The organism is Pseudomonas sp. S3_A03 (assembly GCF_054668275.1).
In genome coordinates this window covers 5,096,678-5,112,659 of the sequence record NZ_CP162753.1, presented here as the reverse complement: position 1 = coordinate 5,112,659, position 15,982 = coordinate 5,096,678, and the positions used below count along the sequence as shown (strand labels likewise).

Below are 15,982 nucleotides of genomic sequence, written 5' to 3'. Positions count from 1 at the left end.
AGCAAAGCTCCTCTCACATGGGTTCGGTGGCGTTGCTGGCTATTGCGGTGAGCCTGGCCGGTTGTGCCGGTTTGCCAGATCAGCGTTTAGCCAACGAAGCGTTGAAGCGTGGCGACACCGTCACCGCTCAACAGAATTACCAGCAACTGGCAGAGCTGGGGTACAGCGAAGCCCAGGTAGGCCTGGCCGATATCCAGGTCGGCACCCGCGATCCTGCGCAAATCAAGCAGGCTGAAGCCACTTACCGTGCGGCGGCCGACACCTCGCCGCGTGCCCAGGCCCGCCTGGGTCGCCTGCTGGTGGCCAAGCCCGGCAGCACCGAAGCCGAGCACCATGAAGCCGAAACCCTGCTGAAAAAAGCCTTTGCCAATGGCGAAGGCAATACCCTGATTCCGCTGGCGATGCTGTACCTGCAATACCCGCACAGCTTCCCGAACGTGAATGCCCAGCAGCAGATCACAAAATGGCAAGCCGCCGGCTACCCGGAAGCCGGCCTGGCCCAGGTGCTGCTGTATCGCACCCAGGGCACCTACGACCAGCACTTGGATGACGTGGAGCGCATCTGCAAAGCCGCGCTGAACACCACCGACATCTGCTACGTCGAACTGGCCACGGTTTACCAGAAAAAACAGCAACCGGAACAACAGGCCGAACTGCTCAAGCAAATGGAAGCAGGCTACAGCCGCGGCACCGTCACCGCACAACGTGTCGACAGCGTCGCCCGCGTGCTGGGCGATGCCACCCTGGGTACCCCGGACGAGAAAACCGCCCAGGCCCTGCTGGAAAAAATCGCCCCTGGCTACCCGGCATCCTGGGTCAGCCTGGCGCAACTGCTCTACGACTTCCCCGAACTGGGCGACGTCGACCAGATGATGAAGTACCTCGACAACGGTCGCGCCGCCGACCAGCCGCGCGCCGAGTTGCTGCTGGGCAAGCTCTACTACGAAGGCAAGTGGGTACCGGCAGACGCCAAGGCCGCCGAAGCGCACTTCGAAAAAGCCGTGGGCCGTGAAGTGGCCGCCGATTACTACCTCGGCCAGATCTACCGGCGTGGCTACCTGGGCAAGGTCTACCCGCAAAAGGCCCTGGACCACTTGCTCACCGCTGCGCGCAACGGCCAGAACAGCGCCGATTTCGCCATCGCCCAACTGTTTTCCCAGGGTAAGGGCACCAAGCCTGACCCATTGAACGCCTACGTCTTCAGCCAGTTGGCCAAGGCCCAGGACACCCCGGAAGCCAACGACCTGGCCGCCCAGCTCGAAGCGCCGCTGACGCCGGAACAACGCGCCCAAGGCCAACGCCTGGTGCAACAGGAACTGGCCGCGCGCGGCACCCTGGCCCAGAGCACGTTGCAACTGCACGCCCTGGATGAAGAAGACGACGGCGAGGAATCCCTATGAAGCTCAATCCATTCGTCAAGGCCGGTATCGGCCTGACCTTCGCCCTGCTGTGGTCGTGCCCGACCCTGGCCGCGCTGACCGAAGCCAAGAACTTCGGCCTGGAAGTCAAAATCACCGGCCAGTCCGAAGACGACCGTGACCTCGGCACGCAAAAAGGCGGCGACGTCAACGGCGTGGGTATCGACCTGCGCCCGTGGGTCTACGGCGAAAGCGGCAACTGGAGCGCCTACGCCATGGGCCAGGCCGTTGCTTCCAGCGACATCATCGAGACCGACACCCTGCAACAGTCGGCCGATGACGAAAACCAGCAGACCAGCAACAGCGACCGCAAGACCAAGAAAAACTACCTGGCCATGCGCGAGTTCTGGGTCGGCTACAGCGGCTTTACGCCCTACCCCGGCGAGATCCTCAAGCTCGGCCGCCAGCGTCTGCGCAATGACGACGGCCAATGGCGCGACACCAACATCGAAGCACTGAACTGGACCTTCGACACCACCTTGCTCAAGGCCAATGTGGGCGTCGCCGAACGTTTCAGCGAATACCGCACCGACCTCAAGGAGCTGTCGCCGGTCGACAAGGACCGCCAGCACCTTTACGCCGACGCGTCCTACCAGTGGACGCCGGGCCAGTGGATCGGCCTGCGCGGTCACCACACCCATGACAACGGCAAGCTCGACTACCCGCAACCGGGCGTGCCCACCGACTCGCTGGACAAGCGCGAGAACGGCGACCTGACCTGGCTCGGCATCGAAGCCAACAGCGACGCCTACAACTGGCGCAACACCAACACCGTCAACTACTGGGCCAGCATCACCGGCATGCAGGGCGACCGCGACAAGGTCAATGCCTTGACCACCGACGGCAGCCGCCCCGCCAATGCCAAGCGCAGCGATGACGTGAGCGGTTGGGCCACCGACCTGGGCATCCGCCTGCGTCTGGACCCGCAGTGGCAAGTGGGCGCGGCGTATTCGCGCGCCAGCGCCGAGTACGAGCAGAACGGCCTGCAAAGCAACCGCTCGAACTGGACCGGCACCCAGTCCCGCGTACACCGCTTCGGCGAAGCGTTCCGTGGCGAGATGAACAACATGCAGTCCATGAGCCTGTTCGGTTCCTGGCAACTGCGCGAGGACTATGACGCCAGCCTGGTGTACCACAAGTTCTGGCGCGTCGACGGCAACAAGCCGGTGGGCAGCAACGGGATCGATGCGGTGCAGAACAACACCGATGACGTGACCGGCGCGATTGTGTCCAGCACGTCCCTGCCGCTGGAAGACGGCAAGAAAGACCTGGGCCAGGAGATGGACCTGGTGGTCACCAAGTACTTCAAGAAAGGCTTGCTGCCTGCCGCGCTGAGCCAGTCGATCGACGAACCGTCGGCCCTGGTGCGCTTGCGTGCGGGCGTGTTCAAACCGGGCGATGCCTATGGCAACCAAGTCGACTCTTACATGCACCGCGCCTTTGTCGACGTGGTCTGGCGATTCTGATGGGAGCCTGCGCAATGAATCCTCACGCCTTCAAAGGCTCGGTCAGCCTGCTGGTTGCAGCCATGCTGCTGGCCAGCACTTCGGCCATGGCCAATGTAGAGCCGCAGGTCAAGGCGCCGACCATCGCCAAAGAACTGCAACAGGCCAAGACTTACACCATTTCCAGCCCGCCCACCGCGCCGCTGGAAATGGCCAAGCCTGCGCTGCCGGACCTGTCGGGCTACACCGGCGCCGCCATCGAGAAAAAGATCGTGCGCGGCAAGCCGGGCAAAATCAGCATCCGCCGCATGATGCAGGAAGACGCGCTCAAGGACTTTATCGGCGGCGATAACAAGATGGCCGAGTGGGTGGTGCGCCAGCACGGCATTCCACAGGCGATCTTCGTTGACGACGGCTACATGAACCTCAAGGACCTGCTGGGCAAAGTGCCCAAGCAGTACCTCAGCGAAACCTCGCCGGGCGTGTTCCTGGCCAAGTTGCCGATTGTGGTGGGGCGCAAAGGCATCCTGGAAATCGATAAAAAGACCCAGGAGCTGCGCCTGTCCCAGCAAGCCGGTTCGTTCCTGATCAACGACGGCCAGCTGTTTGTGCGCGACACCAAAATCACCGGTTGGGACGAGAAGGCCAACGGCCCGGCGCTGTTCAAGTCTCCCAAGGAATTCCGCCCGTTCCTGCTGGCGTGGGGTGGCACCGAGACCTACATCGCCAACAGCAAGATGGCCAGTTTCGGCTACGCCAACAGTAAGTCGTACGGGGTGAGTATTTCCCAGTACACGCCGAACATGGCCAAGGTGCTCAAGCGCCCGGAACCGACCGGCTGGATCATTGATTCCGAATTCTCGGACATGTGGTACGGCTTCTACTGCTACGAGACCACCGGCTTTGTGATCAAGGGCAACACCTACAAAGACAACATCGTCTACGGCATTGACCCCCACGACCGTTCCCACGGCCTGATCATCGCGGACAACACCGTCTACGGCACCAAGAAGAAGCACGGCATCATCATCTCGCGGGAAGTGAACGACAGTTTCATCTTCAACAACCGCAGCTACGAGAACAAACTCTCGGGCCTGGTGATCGACCGTAACAGCGTGAACAACCTGATCGCCGACAACGAGATCTACCGCAACCACACCGACGGCATCACCCTCTATGAGAGCGGTGACAACCTGCTGTGGGGCAACAAGGTGATCAGCAACCGTCGCCACGGCATCCGCGTGCGCAACAGCGTGAACATCAAGCTGTACGAGAACACCGCCATGGCCAACGGCCTGACCGGCGTATACGGCCACATCAAGGATTTGACCGACACCGACCGCGACATCGCGCTCGACCCGTTCGACGCCAAGGTCTCGCTGATCGTGGTCGGCGGTGAGCTGGCGGGTAACGGCAGTGGGCCGCTGTCGATCGACTCGCCGCTGAGCATCGAACTGTATCGCGTGTCGATGCTGGCCCCGACCAAATCCAGCGGTATCAGCTTCTCCGGCATCCTTGGCGATCGCCAGGAAGAAATTCTCGACCTGCTGGTACGCCAGCAGAAAGCCGTGCTGATCGACCCTGTCGAACGCCAGACCGAAATGCAGGACTGAGGATGACCCTTATGCACCCACACATGATCAAATTGCTGAGCCTCTCGGGTCTGACCCTCGGCCTGCTCGCGGCCAGCCAGGGCGTGCGCGCCGATGAAGTCAAAGCCCCCACGTTCACCGCCGAACCGTGCTGCAGCCTGTGCCCGGCCGCCCATGACGCGAAGAACTACACCACGCGCTACCAGCAGAACTTCACCACCCTGGTACAAGCCCAGGGCGACTGGTTGTTCCGTACCCAGGAAGACCTGCGCACCGAATTCGACACCACCCCGGCCGGCTACAAGCGCATGCAACAGTTGCACGATGCGTTCAAGAGCAAGGGCGTGGAACTGGTGGTGGTCTACCAGCCGACCCGTGGCCTGGTGAACCGCAACAAGCTCAACCCCGAGGAAAAAGCCAAGTTCGATTTCGACAAGGCCTTGGGTAACTACAAAACCATGCTCGGCCGTTTCGCCAAGATGGGCTACGTAGTGCCGGACCTGTCGCCATTGACCAATGAGCAACTGCCGGATGAACTGCCGGCCCACGACTTCTACTTCCGTGGCGACCAGCACTGGACCCCATACGGCGCCCAGCGCACCGCGAAAATCGTCGCGGCCAAGGTCAAGCAGATGCCCGAATATGCCGAGATTCCCAAGCGCGAATTCGAGACCAAACGCTCCGGGCGCATGGGCAAGACCGGCACCCTGCACAACATGGCCGGGCAACTGTGCGGCACCAGTTACGCGATCCAGTACATGGACCAGTTCACCACCGAGCCCAAGGGCGAAGCGGGCGACGGCGACCTGTTCGGTGATTCGGGCAACCCACAGATCACCCTGGTGGGCACCAGCCACAGCGGCAAGAACTACAACTTTGCCGGGTTCCTGGAAGAGGAAATCGGCGCCGACATCCTCAACGTCGCGTTCCCCGGCGGCGGCCTGGAAGGTTCGATGATCCAGTACCTGGGCAGCGAAGAATTCCAGAAAAACCCGCCGAAGATCCTCATCTGGGAATTCTCGCCGCTGTACCGCCTGGACCAGGAAACCATCTACCGCCAGATGATGGCGCTGCTCGACAACGGCTGTGAAGGCAAGTCCGCGCAGATGTCGGCCAGCACCACGCTCAAACCCGGCAAGAACGAATTGATGGTCAACAGTTCGAACAAAGACCTGCGTAATGCCAACCACCAGGTCGATATCCGCTTTGCCGACCCGTCGGTGAAAACCCTGCAAGCCACCCTCTGGTACATGAACGGGCGCCACGAGGACATCAAGATCGAGAAACCCGAAACATCCGAAACAGACGGGCGTTTCGCCTTTGAACTGCGCACCGACGAAGACTGGGCCGCGCAGAACCTGCTGGCCGTGGAAGTCCAGGGCCCGGAAGCGGGCCAGGCCGCGCAGAAGGTCGAAGCGAAAATTTGCACACGCAACGTATTCCCAAGCGGCGGCCAAAAACCGCCTCACTCGGGCAATGAGGTTACTTATGCAGAAGTTATGGATTCCATCGTTACTGGGCCTGGCGATCTTCGCCGGCGCAGCCAACGCCGCCGCCCCGCTGCGTCCGCCCCAGGGCTACTTCGCACCGATCGAATCGCTCAAGACCGGCGCCGCCAAGGAAAGCTGCGACAGCATGCCGACGCCCTATACCGGGCCACTGCAATTTCGCAGCAAGTACGAAGGCTCCGACAAGGCCCGTTCGACGCTGAACGTGCAGTCGGAAAAAGCCTTTCGCGACAGCACCGCCGACATCACCAAGCTGGAAAAAGACACCAGCAAGCGCGTGATGCAGTTCATGCGCGACGGCCGCCCGGAGCAGCTCGAATGCACGCTGAACTGGCTGGTGTCGTGGGCCAAGGCCGACGCGTTGATGTCCAAGGATTTCAACCACACCGGTAAATCCATGCGCAAATGGGCGTTGGGCAGCATGGCCTCGGCCTATGTGCGCCTGAAATTCTCTGACTCGCACCCGTTGGCCAACCACCAGCAGGAGTCCCAATTGATCGAAGCCTGGTTCAACAAACTGGCCGATCAGGTGGTGAGCGACTGGGACAACCTGCCGCTGGAAAAAACCAACAACCACTCCTACTGGGCCGCCTGGTCGGTGATGGCGACCTCTATCGCCACCAACCGTCGCGACCTGTTTGATTGGGCCGTCAAGGAATACAAGGTCGGCGTCAATCAAGTCGACGACCAGGGCTTTTTGCCTAACGAATTGAAGCGTCAGCAACGCGCCTTGTCGTACCACAACTACGCCCTGCCGCCGCTGTCGATGATCGCCAGTTTTGCCTTGGTCAACGGTGTCGACCTGCGCCAGGAAAACAACAGCGCGCTCAAGCGCCTGGGCGACAAAGTGCTGGCCGGGGTCAAGGACCCGGAGATCTTCGAGCAGAAGAACGGCAAGGAACAGGACATGAAGGACCTCAAGGAGGACATGAAATATGCCTGGCTTGAGCCGTTCTGCACCCTCTACACCTGCGCCCCGGATGTGATCGAGCGCAAGCACGGGATGCAGCCGTTCAAGACCTTCCGCCTGGGCGGCGACCTGACCAAGGTCTACGACCCGGCGCACGAAAAAGGCAACAAAGGCTCCTGAGCGAACCCGGTAAAAAATGTGGGAGGGGGCTTGCCCACTCCCAGATTTAGAGCCGGTTTCGGCAGTGAGAATGTTGTACCGCCCTCCCCGTCTTTTCGTGGGGGGGTTTGGGGGGCTGCGGCCCTTGACTGTTGGTTAAACATGGAGAGATCGGGATGGTTTTCTCGTCCAATGTGTTCCTGTTTCTGTTCTTGCCGATCTTTCTCGGCTTGTACTACTTGAGCGGGCAACGCTATCGCAACCTGCTGCTGCTGATTGCCAGCTACGTGTTCTACGCCTGGTGGCGAGTGGACTTCCTGGCGCTGTTCGCCGCAGTGACCCTGTGGAACTACTGGATCGGCCTCAAGGTCGGTGCGGCCGGCGTGCGCACCAAGCCGGCCCAGCGCTGGCTGCTGCTTGGGGTGGCGGTCGACCTGTGCATCCTCGGCTACTTCAAGTACGCCAACTTCGGCGTCGACAGCATCAACGTGATGATGAAGTCGGCGGGCCTGGAGCCGTTCATCCTCACCCACGTGCTGTTGCCGATCGGGATCTCGTTCTACATCTTCGAGTCCATCAGCTACATCATCGACGTGTACCGTGGCGATACCCCGGCCACGCGCAACCTGATCGACTTTGCGGCGTTCGTGGCGATCTTCCCGCACCTGATCGCCGGCCCCGTGCTGCGCTTTCGCGACCTGGCCGACCAGTTCAACAACCGCACTCACACCCTGGATAAATTCTCCGAGGGTTGCACGCGGTTCATGCAGGGCTTCATCAAGAAAGTCTTCATTGCCGACACCCTGGCGGTGGTGGCCGACCATTGCTTCGCCCTGCAAAACCCCACCACCGGCGATGCCTGGCTGGGTGCGCTGGCCTACACCGCGCAGCTGTACTTCGACTTCTCCGGCTACAGCGACATGGCCATCGGCCTGGGCTTGATGATGGGTTTCCGCTTCATGGAAAACTTCAAGCAGCCGTACATCAGCCAGTCGATCACCGAGTTCTGGCGCCGCTGGCACATCAGCCTGTCGACCTGGCTGCGTGACTACCTCTACATCACGCTGGGCGGCAACCGTAAAGGCACACTCACTACCTACCGCAACCTGTTCCTGACCATGCTGCTCGGTGGCCTGTGGCATGGCGCGAACATCACCTACATCGTGTGGGGTGCCTGGCACGGCATGTGGCTGGCGATTGAAAAAGCAATCGGCCTCAACACCGCGCCGCGCAGTTTCAACGTGGTGCGCTGGGCCTTCACCTTCCTGCTGGTGGTGATGGGTTGGGTGATTTTCCGCGCCGAAAACCTGCACGTCGCCGGGCGTATGTACGGGGCCATGTTCAGCTTCGGCGAGTGGTCGTTGTCGGAACTCAACCGCGCCAATCTCACCGGCCTGCAAGTGGCAACCCTGGCGGTGGCCTACGCAACGCTGGCGTTCTTCGGCCTGCGCGACTTCTACACCAACCGCCCTGCCGAAAAAACCAAGCCGGCCGACCCGAGTCTGATCAAGGCGGTGCCGGGCGACAACCCCGGCAGCATCCACCAGCCTGGTTTCAGCGTGGGCCGCGACGCCGCCGTGCAACCGGCCTACTGGACCGCTGACTGGCCACGCTACGCCATGCGCGCCGCCGTGCTGCTGCTGTTCGTGGCGTCGATTCTCAAACTGTCGGCGCAGAGTTTCTCGCCGTTCCTTTACTTCCAATTTTGAGGGAGCCGACCATGACCCGTTCATTACGCGTCCTCTATATCAGCCTGTTCATGGCCCTGCTGCTGGCCCTGGGCGCCTGGTCGCTGCGCAGTTTCTTCGGCTTCAGCACCAACGCCGATGCGACCGTGCTCAACGGTCGCTGGACCAAGGCCGTCGAGACGCACTACGACGATGAGTTCCCGATCAAGCGCCTGGGCACCAACCTGTGGGCGGCGCTGGACTACAAGCTGTTCAATGAAGGCCGCCCTGGCGTGGTGCTGGGCCGCGATCACTGGTTGTACAGCGACGAGGAATTCAACCCCGCCGTCAACGAAGACCAGAACCTGCAAGGCAACTACGCGCTGGTCGAAGGCGTACGCCAGAAGCTCAAGGCCCAAGGCATTCAGTTGGTGATGGCAATCGTGCCGGCCAAGGTGCGCCTGTACCCGGAACACCTGGGCGAGGTGAAACCGGCGAGCATCCACGCCAACCTGTACCAGGACTTCCACGCTCGTGTGGCGGCAGACAAAATCCCCGCCCCGGACCTGCTCGGCCCGCTGCAACAGGCCAAGCTGGCCGGCAAGCAAGTGTTCCTGCGCACCGACACCCACTGGACACCGGACGGTGCGGAAATCGCCGCCAAGCAATTGGCCAAGGCGATTGCCGACAAGACCCCACTGAGCGGCGAGCCACAGCGCTTTGTCACCGAAGCGCAAACCACCGAACCGCATAAGGGCGACCTGCGTCTGTTCCTGCCGCTGGACCCGCTGTTCGAAAACCTGATGCCGCCCAAAGAGCCGCTGCAAAAACGCGTCACGCACCTGGCCGAAGAGAAAGGTGATGACGCGCTGTTCAACGACAGCGAAACCCCGGTGGCCCTGGTGGGCACCAGCTACAGCGCCAACCCCAACTGGAACTTCGTCGGCGCCCTCAAGCAAGCCCTGGGCAGCGACGTGGTCAGCTACGCCGAAGACGGCCACGGCCCGATCCTGCCGATGCTCAGCTACCTCAAAAGTGACGACTTCAAGAACAGCCCGCCACAAGTGCTGATCTGGGAGTTCCCTGAACGCTATCTGCCGGTCAACAACGAAATCGGTGATGCCGACCCCACGTGGGTTGCGCAGCTTAAACAAGCCGGTTCGCGCCAACAAAACATGGCAATCAACACCGCCGTAAAAAATCAGAAATCCGAGACGCCCGACCGGGCGCAAAACTGAAAGAGAGGTAACTCACATGACTTTCACTACAACTCCTCGTCGTCTCGCCAAAACCCTGGCCATCGCTGCCGGCCTGAGCGTCGCATCGATGTCTGCCTTCGCCGCCGGTGACGCCGCCTTGTACGGCCCTGTCGCACCAAAAGGCTCGAGCTTTGTGCGTATCTACAACGCCAGCAACCAGGAAGTCAGCGCCACCGTTGGCAACACCAACCTCAGCGAGGTTGCGCCACTGGCCAGCAGCGACTTCAGCTTCATGCCGGGCGGTGACTACAGCGCCAAGGTCGGCAGCCAGACCGTGCCGGTCAAACTCGCCGCCGACCACTACTACACCCTGGTCAACAGCGGCAGCGGCCAGCCACAGCTGATCGAAGAACCGCCGTTCAAGAACAAGCAGAAGTCCCTGGTGCGCGTGCAGAACCTCAGCGACAAGGCTCTGACCCTGAAAACCGCCGACGGCAAGACCGATGTGGTCAAGTCGGTGGCCGCCAAGGGCCGTGGCGAGCGTGAAATCAACCCGGTGAAAGTGAGCCTGGCGTTGTATGACGGTGACAAGAAAGTCGGCGATGTGAAGCCGGTTGCGTTGGAACGTGGTGAAGCGGCGGTGCTGTATGTCACAGGCTCCGGTTCGAGCCTGTCGCCAGTGTGGGTGAAACGCCCGGTGTCGACCCGCTGATCGCGCGAGTAATGAGCGACAAGCTTCAAGCTGCACCCCAAGCGCTGTTACTTGCAGCGTGTGGCTTGCAGCTTCCAACTATCTTTTAAGGAGAAACACTCATGATTCCAGTCATCCTTTCCGGTGGTAGCGGCTCACGTCTTTGGCCGCTTTCCCGCAAACAGTTCCCCAAGCAGTTCCTGGCCCTGACCGGTGAGCACACACTGTTCCAGCAAACCCTGGAACGCCTGGTATTCGAAGGCATGGACAGCCCGATTGTGGTCTGCAACAAGGATCACCGTTTCATCGTCAACGAGCAGTTGAGCGCGCGTAAGCTCGAATGCCAACGCATCCTGATGGAACCGTTCGGCCGCAACACCGCGCCGGCCGTGGCCCTGACGGCGATGATGCTGGTCAACGAAGGCCGCGACGAGCTGATGCTGGTGCTGCCCGCCGACCACGTGATCGACGATCAAAAAGCCCTGCAACGCGCCCTGGCCCTGGCCACCGTGGCCGCCGAACGTGGCGAGATGGTGCTGTTCGGCGTACCGGCGACCCGCCCGGAAACCGGCTATGGCTACATCAAGTCCACCAACGATTCGCTGCTGCCCGAAGGCGTCAGCCGCGTTGAGCAGTTCGTAGAAAAACCGAATGAAAAACGCGCCGTCGAGTTCGTCAAAAGCGGCGGCTACTTCTGGAACAGCGGCATGTTCCTGTTCCGCGCCAGCCGCTTCCTCGAAGAGCTGAAAAAACACGACCCGGATATCTACGACACCTGCGTACTGACCCTGGAGCGCAGCGAGCAGACCCCCGACACCGTGACCTTCGACGATGCCACCTTCGCCTGCTGCCCGGACAATTCCATCGACTACGCCGTGATGGAAAAAACCCAGCGCGCCTGCGTGGTACCACTGAGCGCCGGTTGGAGCGACGTAGGCTGCTGGGCCTCGCTGTGGGCGGTCAACGATAAAGACGCCAACGGCAACGTGAGCAAAGGCGACGTGGTGATCCAGGACAGCCGCAACTGCATGGTGCACGGCAACGGCAAACTGGTGTCGGTGATTGGCCTGGACAACATCGTGGTGGTGGAAACCAAGGACGCGATGATGATTGCCCACAAGGACAAGGTCCAAGGCGTCAAGCAAATGGTCAACACCCTCAACGAACAGGGCCGCAGCGAAACCCAGAACCACTGCGAAGTCTACCGCCCGTGGGGTTCCTACGACTCGGTGGACATGGGCGGCCGCTTCCAGGTCAAGCACATCTCGGTCAAGCCGGGCGCGTGCCTGTCCCTGCAGATGCACCACCACCGCGCCGAACACTGGATCGTGGTCAGCGGCACCGCCGAAGTCACCTGTGACGACAACGTGTTCCTGCTCTGCGAAAACCAGTCCACCTACATCCCGATCGCTTCGGTGCACCGCCTGCGCAACCCGGGCAAGATCCCGTTGGAGATCATCGAAGTGCAATCGGGCAGCTACCTGGGCGAAGACGATATCGAGCGCTTCGAAGATATCTACGGTCGCTCGACGCCGGTTGAACGTGGCGTGTCGGTGAAAACTATCGCGCAGTAAAACAGTCGTACAAGAAGCCCTCGCCCAGCCCATTGCGTCCCCTATCCGCAGTGGGTTGGGTGGGGGCTTTTTTTTGGGTTTTGCGCTGGCTGTCAGGGCCTCATCGGGAGCAAGCCCAATCACCCCCGCCTCTCAAGGTAACCAATCCCACCTAAGCTTCAGTTAGGATGCTCGTTCCCTATTTGAGGTGGTCTCCATGTTCTTCGGCGTTCTCCTGATCCTCACCTGGCTGATCCTGCTGCTGCGCTATCCGGCCAAGGCCCTGCCGGTTTCCCTCGCCGCCTTGGCGGGCCTGGGTTGCGTGGCCGTCTGGGTGGTCTGGCTGGACAACCGCGAAGCCGCGCAGTTGGCACGCCTGGAACTGCGCGTCAGCTATGCCCCGCAGGACTGCCCCGCCGACCGCCCGCTGAAACTGACCCTGAACAACGGCAACGACGTACCGCTGACCGAACTGCGCTGGCGCGTCGCGGCCTATGCACCGGGTGATACGGTCAACCTGGCCGACAACGTCTACGCCGCCCCCCGCTATCGCGGCCCCGGCGAGCTGCAGGCCGGCGCCACCTGGGAAGACTGCCTGCCCACCCCACCGCTGCGCCCCGGCTACCGCCCGCAAACCCTGGAATTTCGCGCCGAGCACCTGCAAGGCAGTTTCTCGGACTGACAAAGGATTGAGCCATGCCCAACGTACTCATCACCGGTTGCTCCAGCGGCATCGGCCGCGCTTTGGCCGATGCCTTCAAGGGGGCGGGCTATGAGGTATGGGCCAGCGCCCGCCGCCCCGACGACGTTGCCGACCTGAGTGCCGCGGGCTTCAACGCCGTGCAACTGGACGTCAACGACGACACTGCCCTGCAACGCCTGGCCGAACAATGGGGCGAGCTGGATGTGCTGATCAACAACGCCGGCTACGGCGCCATGGGCCCGTTGCTCGACGGCGGCACCGAGGCGATGCAGCGCCAATTCGAGACCAACGTGTTTTCCATCGTCGGCGTGACCCAGGCGTTCTTTCCCGCACTGCGTCGCGGCAAAGGCCTGGTGGTGAATATAGGCAGCGTTTCCGGGGTGCTGGTGACGCCATTTGCCGGTGCCTACTGCGCCTCCAAAGCGGCGGTGCATGCGTTGAGCGACGCATTGCGCATGGAACTGGCGCCGTTTGGGATTCGAGTCATGGAAGTCCAGCCCGGAGCCATTAATACAAGCTTCGCGAAAAACGCCGGCGCCCAGGCCGAATTGTTGATCAACGAGCAATCGCCGTGGTGGCCGTTGCGCGAAGGTATTCGGGCACGCAGCCAGGCGTCACAGGACAAGCCGACGCCAGCCAGTGTGTTTGCGGCGGATGTGCTCAAGGCCGTGCAACAGGCACAGCCGCCACGGCTGTTGCGTTCGGGTAATGGCAGCCGGGCGTTGCCCTTGTTGGCGGCGTTGCTGCCCAAAGGATTATTGGAAAGTGTGTTGAAGAAGCGCTTTGGTTTGGATGGCATGTTGTAAGCGACCCCAGGATGAGTGCCATAATCACCGCCTGCCTCTTGAAACTGACTGGCCCCACAAGGGTAATGCGATGGAAATCAGAAAAATTCGACTGAATAACGTCGGTCGTTTTACCGACTTGGAAGTCGCCTTTGCGCCTACCGAAAAGCACGCGTCGAAGGTGACGATGTTTGTGGGGAATAATGGGGCGGGGAAGACGACGATTTTAAGGTCGCTAGCCACTTCTCTCAGTTGGTTAGTTGCAAGAACTCGATCGGACAGCGGCAGCGGAAGCCCGATTGAAGAAAGCGTCTTACACAACGGTTCAAGCGCTGCGTCAATTTCAATCGAGACGGAAGAGTTGTATGTCGACTTCAACTGGTCCCTAGCAAAGTCCAGGCGGGGACGGAATGTAAAGGTCACCAGTGACCTCGCTGATGCGTCCAGTCTCGCTAATGTGTATCGGGACGTTCTAACGCGCGATGGCAACGCATCTGTTCCGCTCATTGCCTACTATCCAGTCGAACGTTCCGTCCTTGAAATTCCTTTGAAAATAAAAACCCGTCACAGCTTCAGTCAGTTGGATGGCTATGACAATTCGTTAAATAGGGGCGTTGACTTTCGCCGCTTTTTCGAATGGTTCCGAGAGCGGGAGGATAGCGAAAACGAAACTGGTATTTCAGCCAGTGCGCTAGCAGAAGTGCAAAAATTTATCGGCACGCTCGACAGTCAGATATGGAAGTTCCTAGAACAATCACATGCATCATCCCGTGATCGACAGTTAGCAACCGTCCGTTCCGCCGTTGGTGCATTCATGCCAGGGTTCACTAACCTGCGTGTGCAACGTCGACCACATCTGCATATGGCTATCGATAAATCCGGCAACACGCTGGACGTCTCTCAACTTTCACAAGGCGAAAAATCCATAATGGCTCTGGTTGGCGATATAGCTCGTCGTCTCGCCATGATGAATCCTTCCCTAAAAAATCCACTACATGGCGACGGTGTAGTACTCATCGACGAAGTCGATCTCCACCTCCACCCCAAGTGGCAACGCCGCCTGATCCATCAATTCACTGAAACCTTCCCCAACTGCCAATTCATCCTAACCACCCACTCCCCTCTGGTGATCAGCGATACCAAGGACGTCCTGTGCTTGTAGTGGTCAACTAATCCCGGACACGACGTTAAGTTTTTCCTCGGCCCGCGCTGGGGCCAACCCATCGTTGAATTGATGAGGCCTAATCCAGTTGTAGCGATGCATCAAAAAATGGCTGATATCGCGCTGTGCTTCCTGCGCAGTTCGATAGCCCACGGTCGGTATCCATTCTGTTTTCAAGCTGCGAAATACGCGCTCCATCGGTGCGTTATCCCAGCAGTTTCCTCGTCGGCTCATGCTCTGGCGCATGCGGTATCGCCACAACCGCTGGCGAAAGAGTCGGCTTGCATATTGCGATCCCTGGTCCGAGTGGAATAGCAGATCCGAAGGCCTGCCACGCTGCTCGTAAGCCATATCCAGCGCTTTGATCACCAGCTCAGCGTCTGGCTTTTCCGACAGCGCCCAGCCCACGATCCGACGCGTACAAAGATCCAGGACGACAGCCAGGTAATGCCACTTTCCTTGCGCCCAAATGTAGGTGATATCGCCGCACCAGACTTGATTGGGCGCTGGCACGTCGAACTCGCGGTTCAATGTGTTCGGGATATCCAGTCTTTCTACTGTTGCTCGTTTGTAGGCATGGGAGCCAGGTTGTTTGCTGACTAAATCAAGCTCGCGCATCAAGCTACGCACTTTGAATCGACCGAGTTGCTCACCGTCTTCACGCATCAGCGACAAGATGCTGCGACTGCCCGCAGAGCTGCGACTTTGCGAGAACAGCTCACTGACGCGACTTCGCAATCGAAGCCGTTCAACATCGGGCGTGCGGCGCCGCAGGCGCTGGGCGTAGTAACACGAGCGCGTGACGTCAAACACCTTGCACAGCCAATCAACCGGCTCATGTGCACTCAACTGGTCAATCAGCGCGAACGCTCGTGATCTTCCGACATCAAGAGCGCGGTAGCCTTTTTTAGTATTGATTTCTCTCGCTCAAGCCGAGCAATCCGGGCTTCCAGCTCCTGAATTTTTTGCTGTTCCGGAGTCAGAGCCTTGCTCTGCGGGGTGATGCCTTTATGTTCTTTCTGAATCTGGTCAACCCAGCGGCGCAATGCCGACTCACCAATGCCGAGTGAACGGCTGGCTTCGATGTAGCTGTAGTTTTGTTTGAGCACGAGGTCGGCAGCCTCGCGTTTGAATTCAGGAGTAAAGGAGCGGCGTTGTTTGGTCATCTGACACCTCGATCTGGCGAGCAT

Annotated in this window: 11 protein-coding genes and 2 pseudogenes; 12 read left to right on the top strand and 1 reads right to left on the bottom strand. The window is 60.3% G+C overall.

Annotation, left to right across the window (positions count from 1 at the left end):
• Positions 1-17: 17 nt before the first annotated feature.
• The 12 genes and pseudogenes from algK to AB4O25_RS23360 all read left to right on the top strand — a co-directional run.
• Positions 18-1,400, top strand: a complete 1,383-nt coding sequence (gene algK / locus AB4O25_RS23415; protein ID WP_065877254.1) for an alginate biosynthesis TPR repeat lipoprotein AlgK — start codon at positions 18-20, stop codon at positions 1,398-1,400.
• The gene (locus tag AB4O25_RS23410) at positions 1,397-2,884 is read left to right on the top strand and encodes an alginate export family protein (protein WP_065877255.1); all 1,488 of its coding nucleotides are present in this window, start codon (positions 1,397-1,399) and stop codon (positions 2,882-2,884) included. The genes algK and AB4O25_RS23410 overlap by 4 nt, the downstream gene beginning before the upstream one ends.
• Positions 2,884-4,476, top strand: coding sequence for a mannuronan 5-epimerase AlgG (gene algG, locus AB4O25_RS23405; protein ID WP_065877256.1), 1,593 nt, complete (start codon positions 2,884-2,886; stop codon positions 4,474-4,476). Before AB4O25_RS23410 ends, algG begins: the two co-directional genes overlap by 1 nt.
• An 11-nt stretch (positions 4,477-4,487) precedes the next feature.
• Positions 4,488-5,930, top strand: a pseudogene (locus tag AB4O25_RS23400) (alginate O-acetyltransferase); the annotation flags it as partial.
• A gap of 13 nt (positions 5,931-5,943) precedes the next feature.
• Positions 5,944-7,053 carry a mannuronate-specific alginate lyase gene (locus tag AB4O25_RS23395; protein ID WP_017526208.1) on the top strand — a complete coding sequence of 370 codons (1,110 nt, stop codon included), beginning with the start codon at positions 5,944-5,946 and terminating at the stop codon, positions 7,051-7,053.
• Positions 7,054-7,208: 155 nt separating this feature from the next.
• Positions 7,209-8,741, top strand: coding sequence for an MBOAT family O-acyltransferase (locus AB4O25_RS23390; protein ID WP_065877257.1), 1,533 nt, complete (start codon positions 7,209-7,211; stop codon positions 8,739-8,741).
• Between the two features lie 11 nt (positions 8,742-8,752).
• Entirely contained in the window at positions 8,753-9,937 is a 1,185-nt protein-coding gene (locus AB4O25_RS23385) for an alginate O-acetyltransferase (RefSeq protein WP_460150009.1), read from the top strand.
• A 16-nt stretch (positions 9,938-9,953) separates the two neighbouring features.
• A complete protein-coding gene (locus tag AB4O25_RS23380; RefSeq protein WP_017526205.1) occupies positions 9,954-10,610 on the top strand; it encodes an alginate O-acetyltransferase AlgF in 657 nt (218 codons plus the stop codon).
• 101 nt (positions 10,611-10,711) lie between these two features.
• The gene (locus AB4O25_RS23375) at positions 10,712-12,163 is read left to right on the top strand and encodes a mannose-1-phosphate guanylyltransferase/mannose-6-phosphate isomerase (protein WP_017526204.1); all 1,452 of its coding nucleotides are present in this window, start codon (positions 10,712-10,714) and stop codon (positions 12,161-12,163) included.
• A gap of 196 nt (positions 12,164-12,359) precedes the next feature.
• Complete coding sequence (locus tag AB4O25_RS23370; protein ID WP_116078436.1) at positions 12,360-12,824, top strand: multidrug transporter; 465 nt, start codon at positions 12,360-12,362, stop codon at positions 12,822-12,824.
• A 14-nt stretch (positions 12,825-12,838) separates the two neighbouring features.
• Positions 12,839-13,651 carry an SDR family oxidoreductase gene (locus AB4O25_RS23365; RefSeq protein WP_065877259.1) on the top strand — a complete coding sequence of 271 codons (813 nt, stop codon included), beginning with the start codon at positions 12,839-12,841 and terminating at the stop codon, positions 13,649-13,651.
• 70 nt (positions 13,652-13,721) lie between these two features.
• A pseudogene (locus AB4O25_RS23360) lies at positions 13,722-14,783 on the top strand (AAA family ATPase); the annotation flags it as partial.
• Positions 14,784-14,795: 12 nt separating this feature from the next.
• Here AB4O25_RS23360 and AB4O25_RS23355 read toward each other — a convergent pair.
• Positions 14,796-15,958, bottom strand: a protein-coding gene (locus AB4O25_RS23355) for an IS3 family transposase (RefSeq protein WP_139129458.1) whose coding sequence is annotated in 2 segments (ribosomal slippage) — positions 14,796-15,703 and positions 15,703-15,958 — 1,164 coding nt in all. Because the reading frame shifts where the segments join, the coding sequence is not laid out codon by codon here.
• Positions 15,959-15,982 lie beyond the last annotated feature (24 nt).